The 22,668-nt window shown below is 69.1% G+C and carries 25 protein-coding genes and 1 pseudogene; 9 read left to right on the top strand and 17 right to left on the bottom strand.

The window, feature by feature from the left end; translation table 11 throughout:
• From H5J26_RS14230 to H5J26_RS14215, 4 genes are all read right to left on the bottom strand, one after another.
• The coding region (locus H5J26_RS14230) for a MauE/DoxX family redox-associated membrane protein (protein WP_328514948.1) at positions 1 to 385 on the bottom strand (385 nt) is incomplete at its 3' end.
• 20 nt (positions 386 to 405) lie between these two features.
• The gene (locus tag H5J26_RS14225) at positions 406 to 1,026 is read right to left on the bottom strand and encodes a cell wall protein (RefSeq protein WP_181766207.1); all 621 of its coding nucleotides are present in this window, start codon (positions 1,024 to 1,026) and stop codon (positions 406 to 408) included.
• A gap of 14 nt (positions 1,027 to 1,040) precedes the next feature.
• Positions 1,041 to 1,463 (bottom strand): RlpA-like double-psi beta-barrel domain-containing protein, encoded by a 423-nt coding sequence (locus tag H5J26_RS14220; protein WP_181766206.1) that lies wholly within the window; start codon positions 1,461 to 1,463, stop codon positions 1,041 to 1,043.
• Between the two features lie 301 nt (positions 1,464 to 1,764).
• Positions 1,765 to 3,048 carry an MFS transporter gene (locus H5J26_RS14215; protein WP_235980698.1) on the bottom strand — a complete coding sequence of 428 codons (1,284 nt, stop codon included), beginning with the start codon at positions 3,046 to 3,048 and terminating at the stop codon, positions 1,765 to 1,767.
• A gap of 411 nt (positions 3,049 to 3,459) precedes the next feature.
• Here H5J26_RS14215 and H5J26_RS14210 point away from each other — a divergent pair, with 411 nt between their 5' ends.
• Complete coding sequence (locus H5J26_RS14210) at positions 3,460 to 4,320, top strand: endonuclease I family protein (protein ID WP_309237907.1); 861 nt, start codon at positions 3,460 to 3,462, stop codon at positions 4,318 to 4,320.
• Between the two features lie 105 nt (positions 4,321 to 4,425).
• On the opposite strand, the gene H5J26_RS14205 is transcribed toward H5J26_RS14210, so the two are convergent.
• The 4 genes from H5J26_RS14205 to H5J26_RS14190 all read right to left on the bottom strand — a co-directional run bounded on the left by H5J26_RS14205 (position 4,426) and on the right by H5J26_RS14190 (position 6,638).
• Entirely contained in the window at positions 4,426 to 4,980 is a 555-nt protein-coding gene (locus H5J26_RS14205; protein ID WP_181766204.1) for a C40 family peptidase, read from the bottom strand.
• 260 nt (positions 4,981 to 5,240) lie between these two features.
• Positions 5,241 to 5,555 carry an SCO4225 family membrane protein gene (locus H5J26_RS14200; RefSeq protein WP_181766203.1) on the bottom strand — a complete coding sequence of 105 codons (315 nt, stop codon included), beginning with the start codon at positions 5,553 to 5,555 and terminating at the stop codon, positions 5,241 to 5,243.
• Positions 5,556 to 5,722: 167 nt separating this feature from the next.
• The gene (locus tag H5J26_RS14195; RefSeq protein ID WP_181766202.1) at positions 5,723 to 6,133 is read right to left on the bottom strand and encodes an STAS domain-containing protein; all 411 of its coding nucleotides are present in this window, start codon (positions 6,131 to 6,133) and stop codon (positions 5,723 to 5,725) included.
• 73 nt (positions 6,134 to 6,206) lie between these two features.
• On the bottom strand, positions 6,207 to 6,638 hold the full coding sequence (locus H5J26_RS14190; RefSeq protein ID WP_181766201.1) for an ATP-binding protein: 432 nt from the start codon (positions 6,636 to 6,638) through the stop codon (positions 6,207 to 6,209).
• 298 nt (positions 6,639 to 6,936) lie between these two features.
• On the opposite strand from H5J26_RS14190, the gene H5J26_RS14185 reads away from it, so the two are divergent.
• Complete coding sequence (locus H5J26_RS14185; RefSeq protein WP_181766200.1) at positions 6,937 to 7,827, top strand: RNA polymerase sigma factor SigF; 891 nt, start codon at positions 6,937 to 6,939, stop codon at positions 7,825 to 7,827.
• A gap of 144 nt (positions 7,828 to 7,971) precedes the next feature.
• On the opposite strand, the gene H5J26_RS14180 is transcribed toward H5J26_RS14185, so the two are convergent.
• From H5J26_RS14180 to H5J26_RS14165, 4 genes are all read right to left on the bottom strand, one after another.
• Positions 7,972 to 8,145, bottom strand: coding sequence for a CsbD family protein (locus H5J26_RS14180; protein ID WP_181766199.1), 174 nt, complete (start codon positions 8,143 to 8,145; stop codon positions 7,972 to 7,974).
• A gap of 96 nt (positions 8,146 to 8,241) precedes the next feature.
• Entirely contained in the window at positions 8,242 to 9,678 is a 1,437-nt protein-coding gene (locus H5J26_RS14175; RefSeq protein ID WP_181766198.1) for a 3-hydroxybutyrate oligomer hydrolase family protein, read from the bottom strand.
• 254 nt (positions 9,679 to 9,932) lie between these two features.
• Positions 9,933 to 10,769, bottom strand: coding sequence for a SigB/SigF/SigG family RNA polymerase sigma factor (locus tag H5J26_RS14170; RefSeq protein WP_181766197.1), 837 nt, complete (start codon positions 10,767 to 10,769; stop codon positions 9,933 to 9,935).
• Between the two features lie 313 nt (positions 10,770 to 11,082).
• A complete protein-coding gene (locus H5J26_RS14165) occupies positions 11,083 to 12,192 on the bottom strand; it encodes a ferritin-like domain-containing protein (protein ID WP_181766196.1) in 1,110 nt (369 codons plus the stop codon).
• A gap of 179 nt (positions 12,193 to 12,371) precedes the next feature.
• Here H5J26_RS14165 and H5J26_RS14160 point away from each other — a divergent pair, with 179 nt between their 5' ends.
• The 7 genes from H5J26_RS14160 (at position 12,372) to H5J26_RS14130 (ending at position 18,855) form a co-directional block, all read left to right on the top strand.
• Positions 12,372 to 13,340: an AurF N-oxygenase family protein gene (locus H5J26_RS14160; RefSeq protein ID WP_181766195.1), complete on the top strand. Its 969-nt coding sequence runs from the start codon at positions 12,372 to 12,374 to the stop codon at positions 13,338 to 13,340.
• A gap of 105 nt (positions 13,341 to 13,445) precedes the next feature.
• Entirely contained in the window at positions 13,446 to 14,252 is an 807-nt protein-coding gene (locus tag H5J26_RS14155) for a TetR/AcrR family transcriptional regulator (RefSeq protein WP_181766194.1), read from the top strand.
• A 116-nt stretch (positions 14,253 to 14,368) separates the two neighbouring features.
• The gene (gene soxR / locus H5J26_RS14150) at positions 14,369 to 14,842 is read left to right on the top strand and encodes a redox-sensitive transcriptional activator SoxR (protein WP_181766193.1); all 474 of its coding nucleotides are present in this window, start codon (positions 14,369 to 14,371) and stop codon (positions 14,840 to 14,842) included.
• A gap of 13 nt (positions 14,843 to 14,855) precedes the next feature.
• Positions 14,856 to 15,116 (top strand): hypothetical protein, encoded by a 261-nt coding sequence (locus H5J26_RS14145; RefSeq protein ID WP_181766192.1) that lies wholly within the window; start codon positions 14,856 to 14,858, stop codon positions 15,114 to 15,116.
• A gap of 437 nt (positions 15,117 to 15,553) precedes the next feature.
• Positions 15,554 to 16,417 carry a protein kinase domain-containing protein gene (locus H5J26_RS14140; protein WP_181766191.1) on the top strand — a complete coding sequence of 288 codons (864 nt, stop codon included), beginning with the start codon at positions 15,554 to 15,556 and terminating at the stop codon, positions 16,415 to 16,417.
• A gap of 230 nt (positions 16,418 to 16,647) precedes the next feature.
• Positions 16,648 to 17,736, top strand: a complete 1,089-nt coding sequence (locus H5J26_RS32275; RefSeq protein ID WP_309237906.1) for a C40 family peptidase — start codon at positions 16,648 to 16,650, stop codon at positions 17,734 to 17,736.
• 222 nt (positions 17,737 to 17,958) lie between these two features.
• On the top strand, positions 17,959 to 18,855 hold the full coding sequence (locus tag H5J26_RS14130; protein WP_181766189.1) for an aminoglycoside phosphotransferase family protein: 897 nt from the start codon (positions 17,959 to 17,961) through the stop codon (positions 18,853 to 18,855).
• 279 nt (positions 18,856 to 19,134) lie between these two features.
• On the opposite strand, the gene H5J26_RS14125 is transcribed toward H5J26_RS14130, so the two are convergent.
• From H5J26_RS14125 to H5J26_RS14105, 5 genes and pseudogenes are all read right to left on the bottom strand, one after another.
• Entirely contained in the window at positions 19,135 to 20,391 is a 1,257-nt protein-coding gene (locus tag H5J26_RS14125) for a styrene monooxygenase/indole monooxygenase family protein (protein WP_181766188.1), read from the bottom strand.
• 45 nt (positions 20,392 to 20,436) lie between these two features.
• Positions 20,437 to 21,060 (bottom strand): GTP-binding protein, encoded by a 624-nt coding sequence (locus H5J26_RS14120; protein ID WP_309237905.1) that lies wholly within the window; start codon positions 21,058 to 21,060, stop codon positions 20,437 to 20,439.
• A gap of 7 nt (positions 21,061 to 21,067) precedes the next feature.
• Positions 21,068 to 21,484 carry a DUF742 domain-containing protein gene (locus H5J26_RS14115; protein WP_181766186.1) on the bottom strand — a complete coding sequence of 139 codons (417 nt, stop codon included), beginning with the start codon at positions 21,482 to 21,484 and terminating at the stop codon, positions 21,068 to 21,070.
• A complete protein-coding gene (locus tag H5J26_RS14110) occupies positions 21,481 to 22,041 on the bottom strand; it encodes a roadblock/LC7 domain-containing protein (protein ID WP_181766185.1) in 561 nt (186 codons plus the stop codon). Before H5J26_RS14110 ends, H5J26_RS14115 begins: the two co-directional genes overlap by 4 nt.
• Positions 22,038 to 22,668, bottom strand: a pseudogene (locus tag H5J26_RS14105) (hypothetical protein); the annotation flags it as partial. The gene H5J26_RS14110 and the pseudogene H5J26_RS14105, both read right to left, overlap by 4 nt.

Genomic DNA, 22,668 nt, shown 5'->3' with positions numbered 1-22,668 from the left:
GCAAGGCCGACCAGATGGTCCGCGGCACCGTGAACCTGCCGCACGGCACCGGTAAGGACTCGTTCGACGAACAGCCGCAGCCGGCCTCGGGAGCGACCGCCCGCCCGTACGCCAGGTATCCGACGAAGCCGACGCCCAGGAACGCTGCGGCGCCACCCGGCACCGCACTCGCCGGAAGCGCCAACAGCCCTGCCGCGATGACGAGTTCGGCCGCTCCGGTCCCGCGCAGAAGGAGCGTGGCCCTTTCGCTGCTTCGCAGCATCCGCGCGAGCGCGGTCTTGGGCGCCTGCTGCGCCGTCCTCGCCCCGAAGAGCTTGACGGCGCCGGTCCAGCCCAGGAGCACGGCCAGCACCACGGGGGCGAGGCTCGATGTGGTCGAGAGCATCTCTCTCACTCCCGTCCGCCTCAGTGCCCGACCGTCACACGGACGACGTCGACCGAGTCGTCCGACGGCCGCCAGGCACCGAGCACTTGCGCGCTCTGGCCGATGCGCAGCCGGGAGAGGTCCGCGGTGGGCGCACGTCCCGCGTACGAGGCGTTGGTGGTGTCCGGGATGACGTTGCCGACCAACTCGTGCTGCCCGTGCGAGAGATGGAGGCGCTGCTTCTCGATGCCGCGGATGGTGGTGTGCAGGTTCACGATGTTCACCCACACGGCGTCGGCGGCGATCGTGCCGTCCGGCATCTCCACCCCGCGTGCGTAGAGCCCGTCACCGACCTCGACGACCTCGGCGGTGGTGGCTCGTACCTTCCACACGCTGGTCACGTTGGTCATCTGTACCCGTGAGCGGTCGCCGTAGGAGCCGGCGACCTCCAGCACGCTGCCGGTGATGCCGGTGATGCGTCCCTCGACGAAGGACGACTTGTTGATCGCGGGGTCGAGCGAGGGCTGTTGGGCGGCGAACGCGGCGTCGGCGTCGAGACCGCCGAGCGCCGTCGCGCCGATGATGGTGGCGCCGCCGAGTGCGGCCCTCGTGAGGAGGCGCCGCCGGTCGATCCCACCGCTGCTGTCCTGGTGTGCGTTCATGACGGGTCTCCTCCTCACTCGTAGATGTAGACCGGCAGCTTGCCGGAGCTCAGGTCGCCGAGGGCCGAGTAGGCAGCCGGCGTCAGGTCCAGGACGCGGTTGGAGCGGCAGGTGCCGTTGCAGCAGGCCGTCTCGCCGCACCACTCCTTCGTGCGCGGGCCGCAGTCCGTGATGGTGATGCACACGGTGGCGCCCGAGCACTGGTGCTTGACGTTCATGACGGAGCCGCAGCCGCGTCTGGGAATGTTCTCGCCGCACAGGTCGGGCCGGGTGATGTCCCAGCACGCCTGTGAGGCGTTCGGCCATGCGCCGTGATTGGCGCTCGACTGGCAGTTTCCGCAGGCGCCGCCGCCCGCACCGGTGCAGGGGCCCCAGGCGTTCCCGCAGCAGAACCAACTGGTTTCCCCGGCCCAGAGGCTGGTCGATCCGCAAGCCATGTAGCTGTCCCTCTCTGTGAAATTGTCAAGACCATGACATGTGCACACAGATGCCGGCGTGAACCCCCGTGTACGTCAGTGAGGGTGAGGGCTCATGGGGCAGGTGGTGATGGCCGTGCTGGCGAAGCGATCCAATGATGCGCGCGTCTACGCGTGTTGGCCAGATGGTTCATGTCATCGTCTGTGGTCAGGCCAATGACGGCACGCAACGTCCCAGCAGGCCGCCGGATCCCGCGGCAGTTGCTCCACAATTCCCCGTGCCCGACGCCGAGTTGAAGGCTCCGCAGTACGTCGACGAGCCCTAGCCTGCGTCCGCGCGGTAACGCCGCAGCGCCGGCATGGCCAGCGCGAGCACCAGCATGGTGACGATGACGAGCAGGCCCCCCGCGGTGACGGCCGCACGGGTGCCGATCACCGAACCCGCCGTGCCGTGAAGCAGGTCGGCCACCCGGGGCCCGCCGGCGACCACGACCGTGAACACGCCCTGCATGCGGCCACGCATCTCGTCGGTGGCCACCGACTGCAGGATGGCCCCCCGGAAGACCATCGAGACCATGTCGGCGACGCCGCCCGCGGCGAGGAAGCCCACCGCCCACCACAGATTCGGACTCAGTCCGCATCCGACCACGGCCGCTCCCCAGGCGACCACCGCCGCGACGACCATGAAGCCGTGACTGCGGATGCGGGAGAAGGTTCCCGAGAGCAGCCCGCCGGCCATCGCCCCCATCGGGATCGCGGCGAAGAGGAGGCCGAGAGCGAGTCCCTCACCCGAGGACTCGTACGTCGTGGCGGCCAGTTGGGGGAAGAGGGCGCGCGGCATGCCGAAGACCATGGCGACGATGTCGGCGAGGAAGGACAGCAGAAGCACCCGCCGAGCGGTGATGTAGCGGAATCCCTCGGCCACTTGGCGCCAGCCCGCCCGCCTGCGGACGTCGGTCAGGGGCGGGAGTGGTGGCAGCCGCCAGACCGCCCACAGCGCGGCGCACAGCGCGAGCGCGTCGATCAGATACAGCTCCGGCAGGCCGATGACCGGGATGAGCGCACCCGCCAGCAGCGGACCGAAGACCATGCCGGTGGCGGAGACGGTGGAGTTGAGGGCGTTGGCGGCGGGCAGTTCGGAGGCCGGCACCAGACGGGCGACGGAGGCGCTGCGCGTCGGGAAGTTGACGCCGAAGAGGGCCTGTTGGGCAGCCAGCAGCACCATCAGCACGACCACCGACTCGGCGCCCGTGGCGGCCTGCACCCAGAACAGCACGGACGTCACCGCGATGCCCGCGTTGGTGAACAGCAGCAGCTTGCGCCTGTCCACCGCGTCCGCGATGGCGCCGCCCCACAGCGCGAAGACCACCAGAGGCACGAGGCCCGCGAAGCTCGTGTATCCGACCCAGGCCGAGGAGCCGGTGATGTCGTACACCTGCTTCGGCACCGCCACCGCGGTGAGCTGGCTGCCGATCCCCGTCACCGTCGTCGACGACCACAACCGGCGGTAGGCGGGCCGCCGCAGCGGCCGGGTGTCCATGACGAACCGGCGCCAACCGGCCTGTGCCGACGGTGTCTTCGGCTCGGTTCCCGCCTGCGGCCCCAGCGGTGTCCCAAGCGGCGTTCCCGGCGCCCCCTCCTCGGCAACCTCCCGCTCACGTTCCTCGGTGGGCTCGGCCGGGTGCACCACAACTCCGTTTCCTCATACATCCATTCGGTCCGCCCCAGTATCACCCCTCGGGCGGCGCGGGATGACGGGGCATGCGCCGGTACGGCTCGCGCCAGCGGACCAACCGCCGTACCGGCCGCGGAGTTTACCGGCCGGTAAAGCCGAAGTAGCCCTGGGTGACAAAGTGGAGGTCTTCACTTCTTCTCCACAAGAAGATTTCCAATCCGGCACGCATTCGTGTTCGAGGCAATGGAAGGCTTCGCAACGGCCGACCACCCATCGGCCGGTGCCGTGTCGCGACCCCCACATGCGCGCGCGGTGCCACATCCTCGGGGAGAGGACGCCAACGTGGAGATCACCCGTACCGCCGCCCGCCGCAGAACCCTCGCAGCGCTGGCAGGCACCGCAGTGATAGCCGTAGCCGTGCAGATACCCGCCACGGCCGGCACGCCCACAGCCCCGGAGACCGGTCGCGCGGCACACTCGGCCAGCGCGAAGGCCGGCTTCAGCGCGGCCGCAGACGACGAGTACTACAAGGACGCCGAAGGCAAGACCGGCGAGGAACTCAAGACGGCCCTGCACACGATCATCAGCAAGGGCGTCACCACCTTGTCGTACGACGAGGTCTGGGACGCGCTCAAGGAGACGGACAAGGACCCGAAGAACTCCGGGAACGTCATCCTGCTCTACTCCGGCAAGTCCGACTCCGCGGACAACAACGGCGGAGACACGAGCCAGTGGAACCGTGAGCACGTCTGGGCCAAGTCGCACGGCGACTTCGGCACCTCCAACGGCCCCGGTACGGACGTTCACCACCTGCGCCCGACGAATGTCAAGGTCAACAGCATTCGGGGCAGCAAGGACTTCGACAAGGGCGGCGAGGAAGTCGAGGGCGCACCCGGCAACTTCACCGACGAGGACTCCTACGAGCCGCGCGACGAGGTCAAGGGCGACGTCGCCCGCATGATCCTCTACATGGACGTCCGCTACGAGGGCGACGACGACTTCGCCGACCTGGAAGCCAACGACGACGTCAACAACGGCTCCAAGCCCAACATCGGGCGCATCTCGGTCCTCAAGGAGTGGAGCGAGCAGGACCCGCCGGACGACTTCGAGAAGAACCGCAACCAGGTCATCTTCGACAAGTTCCAGAAGAACCGGAACCCGTTCATCGACCACCCGGAATGGGTCAAGGAAATCTACAAGTAAGACCGCGTAAGGCCCGGCAGGACGCAGAGAACGCGACAGCCGGAGAATCCGAAACGCAGCGGTGCCCCCGCTCCCGGAATCGGGGGCGGGGGCACCGCTTTCGGTTCAGTACTTCTTCGGCCTGTAGGCGTCGTATTCGTCGGAGCCCACGCCGTAGCTCAGCGTGCGGTGGTCGGTGCCGTGGCTGCCGCGCTGCTCGTAGGCCACGTAGGACTTGTGCGCGGAGCTGGTCCACTTCTCGAAGATCACGACGTGCCGGGTGGTGTTGCTGCCGTTGGCGTCGATGATGAGGTCGCCCTTCTTCAGCGACGCCATCTTGATCTTGTTGGTGTAGGACGAGGAGGCCAGACCCACGGTGTTGGTGCCGGGCTTGCTGTACTGGAGAGCCATGGCCACGTAACCCGAGCAGTCCGTGCGGTAGCCCTGGAAGGTCTTGGCCTGGCTGTAGGGGACCTGGTGCCCGTCGACGGCGGTCAGCCAGGTCTTGGCCCGCTTGATGACCGTGTCGCGGCTGATCGCCGCGGCCTTCGCCTCGCTGCTCGCGGACTTCTCGGCCCGCGGTGCCTCCTCCGTCACTCCCGCCACGGCGGAGGGAGCCAGCGGCGCGAGCACGGCGATGCCCGCCGCGATCGGAAGAAGAGTGCGCGTGATTCGCTTCATTTTTACCCCGTGAATCGTCGGATCGCCCTTGTGGGGCCTTGAGTCGGGCGATCGACTCGGGCAACGAAAAGCTGCGCACGCTGAACACGCCGGAGCACTGCACGAATCGAAGTGGGAGCGCGTTCCTCATTTCTCCCGTCGCCCGATTCCGGGGAACGTTAGGGCTCTTGTCACGAACACGTCAAGGCCGCATCGGCGTCAATGGTTCCACCGGTGACGAATGTCAGATGCGAATTCCCGTATCCGCGAGCACGGGTCCGTCAGACCTGAGAGGAACGCTGCCGCAGCGAGCGCACCAGCAGGCCGAGAAGGGTGGCGTTGAAATACGCGGCGACGGCGAGCAGTCCGAGGAAGAGCAGCGGCGCCGACGGCCCGGCGGCCATCGCCAGGAAACTGGTCGGCGCGGTGGCCAGCAGGGGCCACACGGCGGCGAGCGACGCGTCGGCGTGCTCGACGAGCAGGGTGTCGGCGGCCACCCAGACCAGCAGCCCCGCGCAGAGCGCCAGGTAGCCGCGGGAGAACCAGTTGTCCGTCGCGGCCTTGAGTATTCGCTTCGTTCTTCCGCGGTCTCGCATGTTCACATCCGGATGTGGGGGTGGAGGTGGGGGGATCGCGGGCTCGGCCCACGCCTGTCCGGCCATCCTCGCCCTTCGAGGCTCCCGTGACATGAGTAGACGTACTCAGATTCAGCGCGTGCGGCGGACTGCGCCTCCGGTGACGACGCGCGTGAAGGGCGCTCGCGTCACGGCCGCGCTCGTGCTGCCGCGGCGATCGCCTCGTCCTTGGTGTCGTGCAGGTTGAAGACGCCGGTCACGCCTGTCACCTCGAACAGCCTCTGCACGGACGAGTGCAGGGGCCCCGCCAGATGCAACGCGGCTCGGGCGTGGGTGCGCAGCAGAAGGTTGAGCGCGGAGGAATCCGCGAACGTCACCTCGGCGAGGTCGATCACGATGCTTCCGGTCCGGCCCGCCAGGACGTCCTCGAGGGCGGGGGCGATGTCCTCGACGGTGTGGAGATCCAGCTCGCCGGAGAGGGTCAGGATCTCGACCCCGTCCCGCCGCTCCTGGGAGACCACGGGCGCGATGCCGTCAGCCACGTCCTCGTAGCCCAGAGGTTCTGGGGACCCGCTCGTCGCATCGTCACCGGTCGTCACAGCGTCATACCTTGTCATACGCCGTCATTCGGCGAGGTGTCCGGCACTCACGGGTCCGGCAGTCAGCCGCACGTCACGCGACGGTGGCGCGCATGTGCCCCGGATGCATCCACTGGGCACGCATGGTCTTGCCGCCGGCGCCGGTCAGAACCTCCAGCGAGTCGGCGCACTGCTCAGCGATCTGAAGGCCCCAGCCGCCGCTGCCGTCCAGCTGTCCGGTACGCCAGCGCGGCGGCACCGGATCGCTGTCGGTGACGTCCACCCGGACGCGGTGCCGCTCCGCCTGGACGGACAGGCGCCAGCTTCCCCGGGCATGCCGTTGCGCGTTGGTCACCAGTTCGGAGACCACAAGAAGTACGCCGGCCAGGTCCACCCAGTCGGATGTGCGCACCAGGTGTTCCTCAACGGCCCTGCGGGCCGCTCCGACGTCGGTGCAGCTCGAATCGATCAGGAGCAGCTCCTGCTCCCCGTCGCCTGTCGCCGTGGCGATTCGCCCCGTAGGCACAGGCATCACCTCCCGTCCCCCGGATCAGGGGACTGTCATTTCGACAAGTCGTCCGCCGAGCACTACAGGGTGCTCCATCAACACCGTTGTTTCTCCTCATTGCAGATCGCTCTCTCGGGTCCCAGTCCGCATGCCCGGACACGTGCGCACCATGCAAAGAGGCGAACATCGGTACCGCATGACACCCCATTGACGGGCAAACAGGACAGGATGCAGAACCTGGTGCGTGTTCGGCGACATGCGGGGTATGCGCTTAGGCCCGACGTGTTCCCCGTGATGTGAAGGGCAGGTCAAAGCAATGAACTCCGCAACGCCGACCGTCGTGACAGCGGTGAGTGCCACAACGACTGCATCCGTCCCCGGAGGACGTGCAGCTGACGGGACTTCGGACCAGCTGCCGTCTGTCGACGCGACGGAGAACCTCGCCCCCGCGGACGCGCGGCAACTGTCGAAGACGCTCTTCGACAGGCTCACAGTCCTCGAAGAGGGCACGCACGAGTACCAGTACGTGCGCAACACCCTCATCGAGATCAACCTCACGCTCGTACGCTTCTCCGCACGCCGCTTCCGCTCCCGCGGCGACGACATGGAAGACATCGTGCAGGTCGGCACGATCGGCCTCATCAAGGCGATCGACCGCTTCGACCTGTCGCGCGAGGTGGAGTTCACCACGTTCGCGATTCCTTACGTCGTCGGTGAGATCAAGCGCTTCTTCCGCGACACCACTTGGGACGTCCGGGTCCCGCGCCGTCTCCAGGAGATGCGCATGGACCTGGCGAGGGCGAACGACAAGCTCACCTCGAAGCTGGGCCGTTCGCCCCGCGTGAGTGAGCTGGCCGAGCATCTCGACGTGAGCGAGGAGGAGATCATCGAGGGGCAGGTCGCCGCGAACGGCTACAACTCCTCCTCGCTGGACGCCACCGTCAACGACGAGGAAGGCGAGGCCTCCCTCGCGGACGTGCTGGGCGAGTGCGACGAGGCGATGGACCTGGTCGAGGACTTCCACACTCTCAAGCCGCTTCTGGCCGAACTCTCCGAGCGGGACCGCAAGATCATCGAGCTGCGCTTCGGTGAGGAGCTGACCCAGGCACAGATCGGTGAGCAGCTCGGACTCTCGCAGATGCATGTCTCGCGACTGCTCAGCCGCAGCCTCTCCGGTCTCCGGAAGGGCATGCTCGCGAACGGCTGAGCCCGGCCCTTCGCGGACGCGGCAGTCTCCTGCCGCACCGGATCGCCGAGAGGCCCCGTGACGGTGAACGTCACGGGGCCTCTCGCTTTGCCTTCTCCGGTCGTCCCGTTCGGCCGCGCTGTGCGGCTACGGGAGCCGGGCGACTCAGTGCTTGAAGGCGTCCTTGGCCTTCTCCGCCGCCTGGCGGGCGTCGCCCTTGGACTGCTCGGCGCGGCCTTCGGCCTCGAGCCTCTCGTTGCCGAGTGCGCGGCCCATGGTCTCCTTGACCTTGCCCTTGAGCTGGTCGCCCTTGGCCTGGCTCTTCTTGTCAGCGCTCACCGTGAACCTCCACGCGAGTCGTCTTTTGTTCTGCAGTGACTCCCGGGTGCCCGTGGGCACAGGGGAGAAACGTGCCGAGGCGGGACGCCGTGGCCCTCACCGCTCCAGCGGGCAGCTCGTCAACAGCCCTGCGGGGGACGCTCCTTCGGGCCTGGGCACCGTGTGACTGCCCGGCGGCCGGCGGCCGTGGTCGAGCCACGTCTCCAGAGCGGTGAAGGCGGCACGGTGGCAAGGCGTGAGCGGCCGCAGCTCGTCGGGAAAGGTGTCGGCCAGTGAGTCGACGTGGTTGCCGTCCTCGACGCGGTAGTAGCGGAAGAGGTCTCCCCGCCCGGCGTCGCGCACCATGCGGGCGTACACGTCGGAGTCCTTGCTGATGGGAAGGAGCGTGTCGCGGGTCCCGTGCAGCGTGATCAGCGGCTTGCCGATCCTGCCGGTCAGCCCGACCTTCGCCGCCGCTCGGTGCACCTCACGCGGGCGGGACGAGTAGTCGTAGTCGGCGTCGCACGGCGGGCCGCCGGGCACGCCAGGCTTGCAGAACGGCGTTCCCGCCTCGGTGTCACCGTCGAAGGCCGGGTCGATCTCCTCCCGGTAGATCCGCTGGGTGAGGTCCCAGTAGTTCTTGTGGAAGTACGGCCACAGGAACTCCGTCCCTCTGGGGAACCCGGCGGCGTGCATCGCCTTCCGGGCCTTGCCGGCGTCCGGCCCGCCCTCGGCGACAGCGGGGTAGTGGCGCAGCGCGGGCGGCAGGAAGGTGAGCAGACCGGGGCCCTTGCCCTCTGCGCGCCACAGCGTCCCCTCCCAGTCCACCCCGCCGTCGTAGAGCTCGGGATGGTTCTCCAGCTGCCAGCGCACGAGGTAACCGCCGTTGGACATCCCCGTGGCAAGGGTGCGGGAGGGCGCCCGGTGATAGTGGCGCGCCACCGTCGTGCGGGCGGCGCGCGTGAGTTGGGTGACGCGGTCGTTCCATTCGGCGACGGCGTCGCCGGGCGTCCGGCCGTCGCGGTGGAAGTCGACTCCCGTGTTGCCCTTGTCGGTGGCCGCGAAGGCGTAGCCCCGCTTGAGCGCCCAGTCGCCGATGGCACGGTCGTTGGCGTACTGCTCGCGGTTGCCCGGTGAACCCGCCACGACCAGGCCGCCGTTCCAGCGTGCGGGCAGCCGCAGCACGAACTGCGCGTCGTGCTGCCAGCCGTGGTTGGTGTTCGTGGCGGAGGTGTCGGGGAAGTAGCCGTCGATCTGAACACCCGGCACACCGTGCGGAGTCGGCAGCTTCGCAGGTGTCAGACCGGCCCAGTCGGCCGGATCGGTGTGCCCGCTGTCCACGGTGCCCGCCGTGGTCAACTCCTTGAGGCATGCGGCCTGTTGATGTGCCGCTCCGGGTACGCGCGGCACGTCCGTACGTGCGCAACTGACGTCTGCCGGCTGCTCGGTGGCGGAGGCGCCGTCCGGCGCGGGGAGGGAGAGCAGTGCCACCGTGAGGGCGGCGAGCGCGGTGAGGCGGTACGGGCGGAGGGCGGTGCGGCTGGCCCGTGTCATCCGGGAGCCTCCGGGGGCGTGAAGTGGCGGACGGGAAGCGTGCAGGCGTGCTGCTGAGTGCCCGCAGGCTATGAGCACGCATGCGCGCCACACACGTAGCCGTCCGACATCATCACCGACCCGCCCATGGTGCGGCCCGACATGGCCCGTCCCCTAAGGTCGTGCGCGCACCGCCGCCACGATCGCTCCGCCGGGCCGCGCCGCAGCGGGCCCGGCGGTGGACGCCGGCCGGGCCCCGGCGGAACTCCGTCCGGTCAGACGGTGATCGGCGTGCGCTCCGAAGCGCGTGCCGCCACCTCTGCTTCGACCTCACGGTGCAGGCGCTCGCACGTACGGCTGATGAGGCGGGAGACGTGCATCTGGGAGATGCCCAGCTGCTCGGCGATGCTGCTCTGCGTCATGTCGCAGAAGAAGCGCAGGTAGAGGATGTAGCGCTCGCGCTCGGGAAGGTTCCGCAGCTGCGGCTTGACGGCTTCGCGGTAGGTCACGCGGTCGAAGCCGGGTTCGGTGGCGCCGAGGGTGTCCAGAAGGGAGTAACCGTCCTCGTTCTTGGACAGTTCGGCGTCGAGGGACAGGGCGCTGTAGCTCTCCAGCGCCTCCATGCCGACGACCACGTCCTCCTGGCTGAGCCCGCTGTGCTCGGCGATCTGGGCCACCGTCGGCGAGCGGTCGTCCAGCGTGACTCCTAGTTCACGGCTGCTCGCCCGTACACGGTTGCGCAGCTCCTGGACCCGACGCGGCACATGCAGATCCCACATGTAGTCGCGGAAGTGCCTCTTGATCTCGCCCACGATGGTCGGAACGGCGAAGCTCTCGAAGGCGCACCCCCGCGAGGGGTCGTACCGGGCCACGGCCTTGACCAGGCCCAGCGCGGCGACCTGCTGGAGGTCCTCGAGGTTCTCCCCGCGGTTGCGGAACCGCTGGGCGAGCCGGTCGGCCATCGGCATCCACGCCCTGACGACCTCCTGGCGCAGCTCTTCCTTCTCCGGCCCGTCGGGCAGGGACGTGATGCGCTCGAAGTGAGCCGCGGTCTCGGGTGCATCGTCATGCGGATGGCGTGCGTGCTTCGCACGGAAACGTACGGCTGACATGACTGCTGCCTCCCGGTGCACGGTGATCTACGGGTAGCGCATCACCGCGGGAGCGGACACAGCGATCAAGCGCGGCGGCGCTGACCGCCCTCCCGCAGCTGTGCCTACTGGCCGAAGCACAAGGTGCTCGAAAGCACCCGAAGAGTTACAACACCGCTCGTAACTCCCGATCCCCTTCAAACTACGTCCAGGAGACGCCTTATGCCACACGTAGGACCCCGGCACGCCACAGCGCGTCCGGGGTCGGGGTGGTGCAGGGGGCGGAGCGGCCCGAAAGGCCGCGACGACGCCTGCCGGAGCAGGGTGCCGGCGGTTACTCCTCGCGCTCGCCCTGAGCGATCGCGTCGGCGACCTCCGCGGTCCGCTCGGCCTCTTCCGCCGCGAAGCGCTCCGCGTCGAGCTTCTCGGCGATCTCCTCGTCCTGTGCCATCAGCAGGTCGAGATTCTGGTTTCCCATCTCGAAGACGCCCATGTCCACATAGGCCCTCTGAAGCCGCTCACCCCACAGGCCGATGTCCCGGACGCAGGGCACGATGCGGCTGAAGAGCAGCTGCCTGAACAGCTTCAGGAAGTCCGACTGCTCGCTGAAGGTCTCGGCCTCGTCGCGCGGGATGCCGAAGTTCTCCAGGACCTCGACGCCCTTGAGGCGGTCGCGCATCAGATAGCAGCCGTCGATGACGAACTCCTCGCGCTCGCGGAGTTCCGCCTCCGTCAGCTGCTTGTAGTAGTCGCGCAGCGCCATGCGGCCGAAGGCGACGTGCCGCGCCTCGTCCTGCATCACGTAGGCAAGGATCTGCTTGGGCAGCGGCTTGTCGGTGGTGTCGCGGATCATGCCGAAGGCGGCCAGCGCCAGGCCCTCGATGAGCACCTGCATCCCGAGGTAGGGCATGTCCCAGCGGGAGTCGCGGAGGGTGTCGCCCAGCAGGGACTGAAGGTTGTCGTTGATGGGGTAGACCATCCCGACCTTCTCGTGCAGGAAGCGCCCGTAGATCTCCGCGTGCCGGGCCTCGTCCATGGTCTGGGTCGCCGAGTAGAACTTCGCGTCCAGGTCCGGGACCGACTCCACGATCCTGGCGGCGCAGACCATGGCTCCCTGCTCGCCGTGGAGGAACTGGCTGAACTGCCAGGACGCGTAGTGCTGCCGCAGCTCGGCACGGTCAGCGGCGTTCATCTTGCCCCAGTAGGACGTGCCGTAGATCGACATGGCTTCGTCAGGGGTGCCGAGGGGGTCCTTCGGATCGACCTCGAGGTCCCAGTCGATGCGCAGCTGACCGTCCCACTGCTTGTCCTTGCCCTTCTGGTAGAGGGCGAGAAGCCGGTCGCGGCCGTCGTCGTAGTCCCAGCTGAACCGGGCCGAGCCGGATGCCGGGACCTCCCATCCTTGCGCTCCGGGACCTTGGACGTAGAGGTCGTGCGTGGACATGGACGCCTCCTGACTCCGGGCTACGGACAGCCGGTTGGCAGGTTCACACGCCTGTTACCGGTGGGTCAACAAACGCGGCGCAATGTGCGTCGAGGGGATTGACGTGCTTGCTGACAAGCAGTCTCATAAGAATGGACGGCTGACGTAACCTTCGGTAACCCACGAAGAGGTGCCCCAGCATGACCCCAAGCCCAGCGGCCACGACCGACTCCGCCCCCGTCAAGGACACCGGACGCGAGACGCTCCGGGACGCACTCGGCCTGCTCAAGGACCGGGAAGAGGTCGCCGAGCGCCTGTTGGTGTCCTCCAAGAAGCACTCGTTCGACCCCGACACCGAGCTCGACTGGGACGCCCCCTTCGAGGACGGCAAATGGTTCTGGCCGCCGGAGCTGGTCTCGCTCTACGACACCCCCCTGTGGAAGCGGATGTCGCAGGAGCAGCGCCTGGACCTGGCCCGGCACGAGGCGGCCTCGCTCGCCTCGCTCGGCATCTGGTTCGAGGTCATCCTCATGCAGCTGCTCGTGCGCCACATCTACGACAAGCCGCTCACCAGCAGCCACGTCCGGTACGCCCTCACCGAGATCGAGGACGAGTGCCGGCACTCGAAGATGTTCGCCCGCCTGATCACCAAGGGCGGCACCCCCGAGTACCGGGTCTCGCGGGTCCACCACAATCTGGCTCGGCTGCTCAAGAGCATCTCCACCACCCCGGGCTCCTTCACCGCGACGCTGCTCGGCGAGGAGATCCTCGACTGGATGCAGCGGCTGACCTTCCCCGACGACCGCGTCCAGCCCCTGGTGCGGGGCGTCACGCGCATCCACGTCGTCGAGGAGGCACGTCACGTGCGCTACGCACGCGAGGAGCTGCGCCGTCAGATGGTCGACTGCCCGCGCTGGGAGGCGGAGTTCACCCGCATCAGCTCCGGCGAGGCGGCCCGCGTCTTCTCCATCTCCTTCATCAACCCCGAGGTCTACACGAACGTCGGGCTGGACAAGCGCGAGGCCATGGCCCAGGTCAAGGCCAGCGGCCACCGCCGCGAGGTCATGCAGACCGGCGCCCGGCGGCTGACGGACTTCCTGGACGAGATCGGAGTCATGCGTGGCGTCGGCCGGAAGCTGTGGGTCAGCTCGGGGCTTCTCGCGAAGTAGCGCCCTCCCGCTCCCCCGGCTCCGCCCCTGTCCCGGTGGTACCGGTCTCCGCACCGGTCCCGAGGTCCTGGCTGTGCGCGGCGGTGCTGCGGTTACGCTCGGAGGATGAGCAGCAGCGGCACCGCCCCGGCCTATCGCAGACTGACCGTGGACCAGCGGCGTACGCAGCTGATCGGTGCCGCGCTCGGGCTCTTCGCGCACAACCCGCCCGAAGACGTCTCGCTCGACGACGTCGCAGCCACCGCGGGAGTGTCACGGCCGCTGGTCTACCGCTACTTCCCCGGCGGGAAGCAGCAGCTGTACGAAGCGGCGCTGCGCAGCGCCGCCGACGAGCTGGAGGACTGCTTCGCCGAAGCGCAGACCGGTCCGCTGACCCGCCGGCTCGCGCGCGCCCTCGACCGCTACCTCGCGTTCGTGGACGAGCACGACGCGGGTTTCATGGCCCTGCTCCAGGGCGGCAGCGTCGTACAGACCTCCCGCACGCACGCGATAGTGGACGAGGTCCGGCGTACGGCCGCGGACCAGATCCTCTTCCACCTCGGCTTCCAGCCGGAGGGCCCGGAGGGCGACGCGGACGAGCAGGGGGGCGAGGGGGAGCACTCGAAGCGCGCTGCCGGGAAGGAAGGCCAGCGGGCGGGCCCGCGGCTGCGCATGACCGTGAGCACCTGGATCACCGTCGTCGAGGCCGCCTCCCTGATCTGGCTCGACGAGGACAAGCAGCCGCCGCTCGGCGAACTGCGCGACTGGCTGCTGGACCACTTCGTCGCCCTGCTGATGGCCTCGGCCACGCGTGACGCCGAGACCGCCGGCATCGTGCGCCGCGCCCTGGACCTGGAGGAGCGGGACGGTCCGGTCGGCGAGCTGGCACGGCGGATGCTGCCGGTCGTCACGGACAAGGGCCATCTGCTCTGACGCGCACGGCGGGAAGCGGGCGGCGCACTGCCGGTCGTGGTCGTGATCCCGTCAGGTCGGTGACCGGTTCCCGAGCAGAACTTAAAGCGAGCTTGAAGACCGCGTACTCTTCGGCCATGTCCACTCATCTGTCCTGGCAGGCCAAAGAGGCGACCGTCGGCGAGCTCGCCGAGCGCGCCGGGGTGGCCACATCCGCACTGCGCTTCTACGAGCGCGAGGGCCTGATCAACAGCCGCCGCACCTCCGGCAACCAGCGTCGCTACAGCCGCGACACCCTGCGCAGGGTCGCCTTCATCCGCGCCTCGCAACGCCTCGGCATCCCCCTGGCCGCCATCCGCGAGGCACTCGCACTGCTTCCCGAGAACCGCACGCCGACCCGGGAGGACTGGGCGCGCGTCTCGGAGTGCTGGCGGGAGGACCTCAACCAGCGCATCAAGCTGATGACTCAGCTCCGAGACCACCTCACCGAGTGCATCGGCTGCGGCTGCCTCTCCCTGAGCCACTGCGCGCTGGCCAACCCCTACGACAAACTCGGCGAGGAGGGGCCGGGCCCGCGCTCGCTGGCCTGCCCCGGCCCCGACGAGAGCTGAGCGGAGACTCTGGATGCGCAGCGAGGAGACGATCTTCGTCGGCGGGCCGATGGACGGGCGCATACTGCCGGTCCTCGTGGGAGCCAACGGCCGCCCGCCCAAGACCTACGAGGTGCCCGTGCCCTCCGCGGACGGCGACAGCAACACCGTGCACGTCTACCGGCTTCACCCGGCGAGCCTCACCCCTCGACTGGGGCTCCCCCGCGGCTGGAAGTACGTACACGAACCGGACGAACGCCCGCGCGGCAAGCTCCGCTGGCCGTGGAGCAGTTAGGGCTCCCGGCGCTCTCCGGCGCAGGCCGGAGAGGTCCGCGGGTTCGTCGGGCTGCCTCCGGACGGTCGCGTACCGGCGACTCCGCCTCACTTCTGACAAGTCGTCATGAAATGCGTCCGCCGATCCGGCACCTCCCCGCCCGGACAACGAGGCACTGCGCCGCGTCACCGCGTCGGCACAGCCGCACCACGCTTCCTTCTCCGAGCGAGCTCTGAGAGGATGCGGCCCGCCGGCAGTGAATCCCCAGCGTGCGCGCTGCGCTCCCACGCTGGAGCGGCTCCACCCCACGAAGATCGTCCGGATACGGACGGTTCGGTGCAGGTACCTATCGCGAGTTCGGTGATGATGTCTGAGTCTCATGTGAAGTTTGCGAAGAACTCAGTAGGTTCTGTTTTCCGTATCCCCCTGCACGCCCAGTGCCCCCTAGTCTGCTGAGCGTGATCCAAGGGATGGCTGGTCTCGGCAGCACGGACCCCCAGCAGTTGGGCCCCTACCGCCTGCACGGGGTGCTGGGCAGCGGCCGCATGGGCACCGTCTACCTCGGGCGTGGAGCACCGCAGCGCGGTGCGCGCAAACAGTTGGTCGCTGTGCGAACTCTGCGCCCCGAGCTGATTCGTGATCGCCCGCTGCGGGCGCGGCTGCGGCAGGAGATGCAGACAGCTGCGGCGAGCATGCGCAGTCGCTTCGTCGCGGACGCGGCCGGCTGCGAACTCGACGGCGCCCGGCCCTGGATCGCCTCCGAATTCGTGCCCGGTCCCTCGCTGGAGTCCCTCGTCGCGCAGTACGGCCCGCTGCCCGAGTCCGCGGTCCGCGCGCTGGGAGGGGCGCTCGCACGTGCGTTGATCGCCCTTCACTCCGTTCACATATCCCACCGCGATCTCGGCGCTCACAACGTCCTGCTCACCGCGGACACGCCGCAGGCCGTCGACTACGGCCTCGCCCTGGGGCGGATGAGCGGCCCGGGCAGCGACGAGATGGCCGACGACGTATTCGACCTCGGCGCGACCCTCGTCTTCGCCTCGAGCGCCCACCGGCCCTTCGCCGGGAACATGCTGCCGATGGCGCGTGAGGATCCCGATCTGACCGGCGTGCCGGACAGCCTCTGCCCCGCGCTGTTCGCCTGCCTGCACAAGACAGCGGACTCCCGGCCCTCCGCGAAGGTGCTCGCCAACGCGCTCGATCTGGCCGACACCGCTGAACGACCCGGCACGCACTGGCTGCCCGACGCGTACCTGCACGAGATCGGTCTGGTCGCAGACGCCGCACGCCGCTTGGGGGGCAGGCGCCTGTTCGGCAGGTGAGCGTCCACGGCCTCACCGGGACAAGCCCGTTGAAGCTGCCACCCCGATCGCGCCTCGCTGCCGCCGCACGGACGACGCCCGCTCACCCTTCGGGTGACGGACCCGGGCCGGGCGCCCGCCATCCTCACCGGTAACAACGACCGCCGTGCACGATCACTCCGGTATCGAGTCGATCGGAGGCGAGCACGGTGTCACACCTTCCTGACCTACGCTCCGTCGGAGCCGGGGCAGTGGCAGCAGCGACGGTGGCGGCACTCGCCTTCCAACCCACGCCGAGCATCGCGGACCCCTCGGGCAAGCCCGTCAGCGAACTCCTGCGCGACCTCCAGGTCATGTACTCCAGGACGGAGACGGCCACCGACGCGTACAACTCGACGGCCGTGAAGCTGACCCGGCAGCGCAAGCGCACCAATGAGGCGGAGCAGGCGCTCACTTCGGTGCGCTCCGTGCTCGCCGAGAGCCGCCGTGAGGCCGGGCGCCTGGCCCGCCAGCAGTACCGCCGCGGCGACACCGGGCTCCCCCCGGTCGTGCAGCTGCTGCTCACGCGTGACCCGCGTGCCGCGATGGACGGTGTGCACCTGCTCGAACGGGCCGCCGCACACCAGGCTCTGACCGTCCATCGGCTCGTCGCCGGTGAGCGCAGACAGCGGAAGCTCACCGAGACCGCCCGCTCCTCGCTCGCGAAGCAGCAGCGCCTGACGAAGCGGGAGAAGCAGCAGCGCGACACGGTACGGTCCCGGCTGCGCCAGGTCGAGCGGCTCCTGGCCACCCTCTCCGCCGACCGGCTCAGCCGTATGCGCGACCTGGAGGGCACACAGAACACCGGTGCGCAGCAGGCGGGCGCCCAACAGACCGGCGCCCGGTACACGTTGATGTCGGCCGCCTCGTTCCACCGCCCGAAGGTGCGCCGCAAGCCGTCGTCATCGGGAGCGAGGGCGGTCAGGTACGCGCTGCGTCAGATCGGCAAGCCCTACCGGTACGGGGCGGCCGGCCCCAAGGCCTACGACTGCTCGGGCCTCACCTCGACCTCCTGGCGTCGCGCCGGGCGGTCCATCCCCCGCACCAGCCAGGGTCAGTGGAAGACGCTGCGCCGTGTCCCCGTGAACAAGGTGCGCCCCGGCGATCTCGTCATCTACTACAAGGCCGCGTCGCACGTGGCCATGTACGCGGGCCGCGGCAAGGTGGTGCACGCTCCCCGTCCGGGCAGTTCCGTGAAGATCTCCCGTATGCGCTCTGTCGGCGCCGTACGGGGCGCGGTGCGGCCCGATGCAGGCAAGCGTCCGCTGCGGGTGTACGTACTGCCCAAACGGCTGATCTGAGCTGCTTGTCGCGCCGGGCCCCGAGCGGGTCCGGCGTCACGGGCCGCGGGCGGGTCCCCTTCCCCGCCCGCTTTCCGTCCGGAGTGGGCCCGGACGGACGAGGTGACGGCCGTCGCGCACCGGGAGGAACCCCGGGCGCGACGGCCGCCCTTCGCCGGATCGCCGGGTCCTGACGAGCGGTCCGAACGACCTCCGCTCCGGGGCGGCCTAGTGTGGCTTCGCATGACCGACTCCCACATCGAGATCACCGCAGACCTTGTCCGCGACCTGCTGCAGGAGCAGCATCCGGACCTTGCGGGGCTGGCCGTCCGCGAGGTGGCAGGCGGCTGGGGCAATCAAATGTGGCGCCTCGGGGACGAGTTGGCCGTGCGCATGCAGCGCATGGACCCCACCCCGGAGCTCCAGCTCAAGGAGCGGCGGTGGCTGCCCGTGCTGGCGCCGCGCCTGCCGCTCCCGGTGCCGACCCCGGTGCGGTCCGGCGAACCGTCCCAGCGCTTCCCCAAGCACTGGACCGTGATGACGTGGGTCCCCGGCGAGCCGCTGGACCACACCTCCATCAGCCGCGGCGAACACGCGGCCGACACTCTGGCGAACTTCCTCAGGGCACTCCATGTGGAGGCGCCCGAAGACGCGCCGCTCAGTGGGGACCGCGGCGCTCACCCCAAGAAGTGCACGGACAGCTTCGACGGCTTCTTTCAGGCCGTTGCACCCGACGACCTCGCCGACGCGGTCCGGGCCGTCTGGGACGACGCAGTCGCGGCGCCCGAGTGGGAGGGCCCGCAGCTCTGGGTGCACGGCGACCTGCATCCCGCGAACGTCGTCGTCTCGGACGGGACGCTCTCGGGCGTGATCGACTTCGGCGACATGTTCGCCGGCGATCCGGCGTGGGACCTCGCGGCCGCCTGGGTGCTCCTTCCTGCGGGCGCAGCCTCACGGTTCTTCGACGTGTACGCGCATGCGGACGAGGCGACGATCCGGCGCGCCCGCGGGCTGGCCGCTCTGAAGAGCCTGTTCCTCATGCTCATGGGCCGGAACGGGGATCGCGGCCTTCCTGGCGGCAAGCCGACTTGGGGGCCCGCAGGCCGGGCAGCGCTCGATCGTGTCCTGAGCGGTGTCTGACGTAGACGCCGAGCGTCGAGCCTCGCTTGCCGGAGCGAAGTCCCGTGCCGCGAGCGGTCCGACCGGCGCATCGAGCACTGCGACGTCTGCGACCCGGGCAGAGCACGACGCCCCACCCCGTGACGGGGCAGGGCGTCGCTCGTGCGTCACTGCGTCGCAGGGCGTCCCCACGGCTGTCAGCCCGTTGACGGCCTCGGGCCGTCCGTGAGCCGTACGAGAGTCACCGATGACGACTCACAACGGCCGAGAACCACAGCTGGGTTGCCGGTCGGAGACCCTTCAGCCCCCGGCGACGCTTCCGAGGTAGGCCTCGGCCTTCTCCGGGTCGTAGAAGTACTCCTCGAAGTCCGAGGGGTCGTTGAAGCCGTTGGCGAAGCGGTCGGCGACGGGCTGGAGCTGGCCGGCCGCGCCGATCAGATTGAGGATGTGCTCCGGCGGCGGGGCCAGCATCGCGTTCGTCCACTTGGTCGTGTGCTGGACCTCTGACCAGAAACGGTCGAAGGTCTGCTGCATCCACTTCTCGTCGAAGGGCTCCTCGCCCCTCTCCAGGATGGACGCCAGGTAGGCCGCTGCGCACTTGGACGCGGAGTTCGAACCCTGGCCGGTGATCGGGTCGTTGGCGACGACGACGTCGGCGACACCGAGCACGGCTCCGCCGCCGGGCAGGTGCCCGACGGGCTTGCGCACGGTCGGGGCGTACCGCCCGGCGAGTGTCCCGTTGGCGTCCGTCAGCTCCACCTTCGTGGCCCGCGCGTACTCCCAGGGCGTGAAGGACTCCATCAGCTCCAGGGTCTTGGCCAGGTGCTCGCCCGGGTCCTTGATGCCCTGGAAGACATCGAGCGGCCCTCCCGGGATGCCCTCCCAGAAGAGGATGTCGCAGCGTCCGGAGGTCGTCAGGCAGGGCATGACGAACAGTTCGCCGACGCCCGGCACGAGGTTGCAGCGCACGGCCTCGGTGTCGGGGTGCTCGGGACGGGGGCCGAGGCCGTTGACGTAGCTGACGGCCAGAGCGCGCTGCGGCGCGTCGTACGGGGAGCGTTCCGCGTCCCGCTCGAACATCGAGACGAGCTCGCCCTTGCCGGCCGCGACGAGGACCAGGTCGTACCTGGTCGCGAAGAAGTCCAGATCGGAGACCGCCGCGCCGTGGATCACCAACTGGCCGCCCCGTTGCGCGAAGGTCTCCATCCAGCCGGCCATCTTCACCCGCTGGTCGACGGACTGCGCGTAGGCGTCCAGGTTTCCGAGCCAGTTGATGGCGCGCTGGGTCTCGCCGGGGCCGTGGGCGGACTCGGGGTCGGCCACGGACACGCCGAGCCCTTCGACCTTGGGCGCCTGGCTCTCCCAGAAGTTGGCCTCGATGTCGCGCTCGTGCTGGAGCGCCTGGTCGAACTGCATCTGCGTCGACATGACACGGCCGCCGCGTATCTCGTCCGCCGTGCGGTTCGACATCACGGTGACCTCGTAGCCGTGTGACTGGAGGCCGAGCGCGAGTTGGAGCCCGGCCTGGCCGGCTCCGACGATGAGTATCTTCCGCATGACGGGTCTCTCTTCTCCGTGCGTACGTGCAGTTGCTCGCCCGCCTCAGGCGGGCGTGACGTCCAGGGCGTGACCGACCAGCGCGAGCAGGGACTTCACGACTGTGGCCCGGTCCCTCGCATCCATGATCACGACGGGAACCTGTTCGGGCACCGACAGAGCCTCTCGTACGTCCTCCGCCGCGTAGGCGGCGGTGCCCTCGAAGTGGTTCACCGCGACGACGTATGGAAACCCGCAGCTCTCGAAATAGTCCAGTGCCGGGAAGCAGTCCTCCAGCCGGCGCGTGTCCGCCATGACGACGGCGCCGATCGCCCCACGGACCAAGTCGTCCCACATGAACCAGAAGCGCTGCTGTCCGGGGGTGCCGAACAGGAAGAGCACGAGGTCGTCCTCGAGCGTGATGCGCCCGAAGTCCATGGCGACCGTGGTGGTGGTCTTCTCCGGCGTCGAGGCGAGGTCGTCGGTCGCCTCGCTCGCCTGCGTCATCAGTGCCTCGGTCGTCAGCGGCTCGATCTCGGAGACCGACGCGACGAGGGTCGTCTTCCCGACGCCGAAGCCGCCCGCCACCACGATCTTGGTGGATATCGGGGCGCGGGAGAGATCCTGCTGCCAGTTCTGTATCTCCGGAGAGCTCTGCGAAGCGCCGTTCGCGCTCCGTGCCCTTTCCACGACCGGCTCAGAGCCTGCGAAGTCCACCCAGCACCCTTTCCAGCAGCGCACGGTCGGGACGGTCACTGCCGTGCCCGGTGCCGTGTACGCGCACACGTCCTTGATCGGCGAGGTCGCTGAGCAGAACGCGGACCACGCCCAGCGGCATCTTCAACAGTGCGGCGATCTCGGCCACCGACCGCATGCGGCGGCACAGTTCGACGATCGCCCGCATTTCCGGCATCACCCGGTCCCGCAGGCCGCCCGAGGTCAGCTCCGGGCGTTCCTCCGGTGCTTCGATCGCGGCGACGATCGTCTCGACCAGCAGCACGTGACCGAAGCGGGTACGCCCACCGGTGATGGTGTACGGGCGTACGCGCTTGGACTTGCCGGTCTCGCCGCGTCGTACGGGCAAGGGCGGTTGGGAGGAAGCAGCAGGTGTCACTGGTCCAGCTCCATCGACGTGCGCAGTTCGTTGCGGAGTTCGGGGGTGAGGACGTGGCCGGCGCGGCCGACGAACAGCGCCATGTGATAGGCGATGACGCTCATGTCGCAGTCGGGTGTGGCGTGCACACCGAGCAGCGAGCCGTCGCTGATCGACATCACGAAGAGCGAGCCCTCGTCCATGGCGATCATCGTCTGCCGGATCTCTCCGCCGTCCATCAGCTTCGCGGCGCCCAGGGTCAGTGAGCCCAGGCCCGAGACGATGGTGGCCAGATCGGCACTCGAACCCTTCGGCCCTGTGCGTCTGGTCTCCCGGCGAGCGGGTGGAGTCTGCTCGTCGCCGGCGCCGGCTTCGCTCTCCTGCCGGGACGGACCAGACGGGGCCTCATCGGCCGCCGGTTCGTCCCGCCCGGGGTCGGAGGACAGCAACAGCAGCCCGTCCGAGGAGACGACGGCGACGGACAGGATGCCCGGCACCTCGTCGACAAGGTTTTCCAACAGCCAGCGCAGATTGCGCGCTTGAGTGCTGCCGGTCGTACGCGTGGTGGGCGCGTTCACGTGCGAGCCTCCTCGGCGGTGCCACCATCTGACTGCGCCCCCCGCTGATCAGTCTCATCCTCTTCAGCGCCCGACTCGACCGCCGCGTCACGGCGTCCGTGCTGCGCACCGCGCTGGAAGCCTCCCAGACGACGGCGCAGCTCATCGGCGTTGGCGCTCTGCTTGCGGGGCTGCGTGGGAGCCGTCTGCGCCGCCACTTGCTGCGGCGTGCGCTTGGGCAGTCCCTTGTCGGTGATTCTCGGCTGCGGCTCCCCGGCGTCAGGGGCCGTCTCGACTCCGGTCTCCTCGGGGGCCGTTGAGGCCGGTGCCTCCCTCGCGGACGGCACGTCGGGGGCGGGCTCCGGAGCGTCAGCAGTGGTGCCCGGTCGTGCCGCCTCGGCGTCCGGCTCCTCACGCGCCGCCCGGCCGTGCTGTTCGGGCACGGAATCCGAGGGGAGGTCGGACGACGGCGAGGTGGGTGCCGACGGCGCCCCGGGAGGGCCTTCCACGGTCGGTATGGCCCCGGAGTCGCGGATCGCCTGCTCGGCGGCGGCGACCATCGGATCGTCACGCTCGTCCGTTGAGGTGGCGCTGTCGGCGTCGCCGCCGGCACGGACGCCCTTCGGCCGACGGACCGGCAGCGCATTG

It is taken from the genome of Streptomyces albidus (ex Kaewkla and Franco 2022), from assembly GCF_013870515.1.
In the GTDB taxonomy this organism is placed as follows: domain Bacteria; phylum Actinomycetota; class Actinomycetes; order Streptomycetales; family Streptomycetaceae; genus Streptomyces; species Streptomyces albidus.
Note: the sequence above shows the minus strand (reverse complement) of the source record. Positions and strands in the feature narration are given on the sequence as shown.

What these genes read in the sequence shown, in the direction of transcription:
- H5J26_RS14200 (WP_181766203.1), bottom strand. Translation starts at nt 5,555, where the DNA reads ATGCGAGACCGCGGAAGAACGAAGCGAATACTCAAGGCCGCGACGGAC.
- H5J26_RS14125 (WP_181766188.1), bottom strand. Translation starts at nt 20,391, where the DNA reads ATGCGGAAGATACTCATCGTCGGAGCCGGCCAGGCCGGGCTCCAACTC.
- H5J26_RS14225 (WP_181766207.1), bottom strand. Translation starts at nt 1,026, where the DNA reads ATGAACGCACACCAGGACAGCAGCGGTGGGATCGACCGGCGGCGCCTC.
- H5J26_RS14130 (WP_181766189.1), top strand. Translation starts at nt 17,959, where the DNA reads ATGACCGACTCCCACATCGAGATCACCGCAGACCTTGTCCGCGACCTG.
- H5J26_RS14170 (WP_181766197.1), bottom strand. Translation starts at nt 10,769, where the DNA reads ATGTCAGCCGTACGTTTCCGTGCGAAGCACGCACGCCATCCGCATGAC.
- H5J26_RS14220 (WP_181766206.1), bottom strand. Translation starts at nt 1,463, where the DNA reads ATGGCTTGCGGATCGACCAGCCTCTGGGCCGGGGAAACCAGTTGGTTC.
- soxR (WP_181766193.1), top strand. Translation starts at nt 14,369, where the DNA reads ATGTCCACTCATCTGTCCTGGCAGGCCAAAGAGGCGACCGTCGGCGAG.
- H5J26_RS14185 (WP_181766200.1), top strand. Translation starts at nt 6,937, where the DNA reads ATGAACTCCGCAACGCCGACCGTCGTGACAGCGGTGAGTGCCACAACG.
- H5J26_RS14175 (WP_181766198.1), bottom strand. Translation starts at nt 9,678, where the DNA reads ATGACACGGGCCAGCCGCACCGCCCTCCGCCCGTACCGCCTCACCGCG.
- H5J26_RS14205 (WP_181766204.1), bottom strand. Translation starts at nt 4,980, where the DNA reads ATGAAGCGAATCACGCGCACTCTTCTTCCGATCGCGGCGGGCATCGCC.
- H5J26_RS14165 (WP_181766196.1), bottom strand. Translation starts at nt 12,192, where the DNA reads ATGTCCACGCACGACCTCTACGTCCAAGGTCCCGGAGCGCAAGGATGG.
- H5J26_RS14155 (WP_181766194.1), top strand. Translation starts at nt 13,446, where the DNA reads ATGAGCAGCAGCGGCACCGCCCCGGCCTATCGCAGACTGACCGTGGAC.
- H5J26_RS14145 (WP_181766192.1), top strand. Translation starts at nt 14,856, where the DNA reads ATGCGCAGCGAGGAGACGATCTTCGTCGGCGGGCCGATGGACGGGCGC.
- H5J26_RS14160 (WP_181766195.1), top strand. Translation starts at nt 12,372, where the DNA reads ATGACCCCAAGCCCAGCGGCCACGACCGACTCCGCCCCCGTCAAGGAC.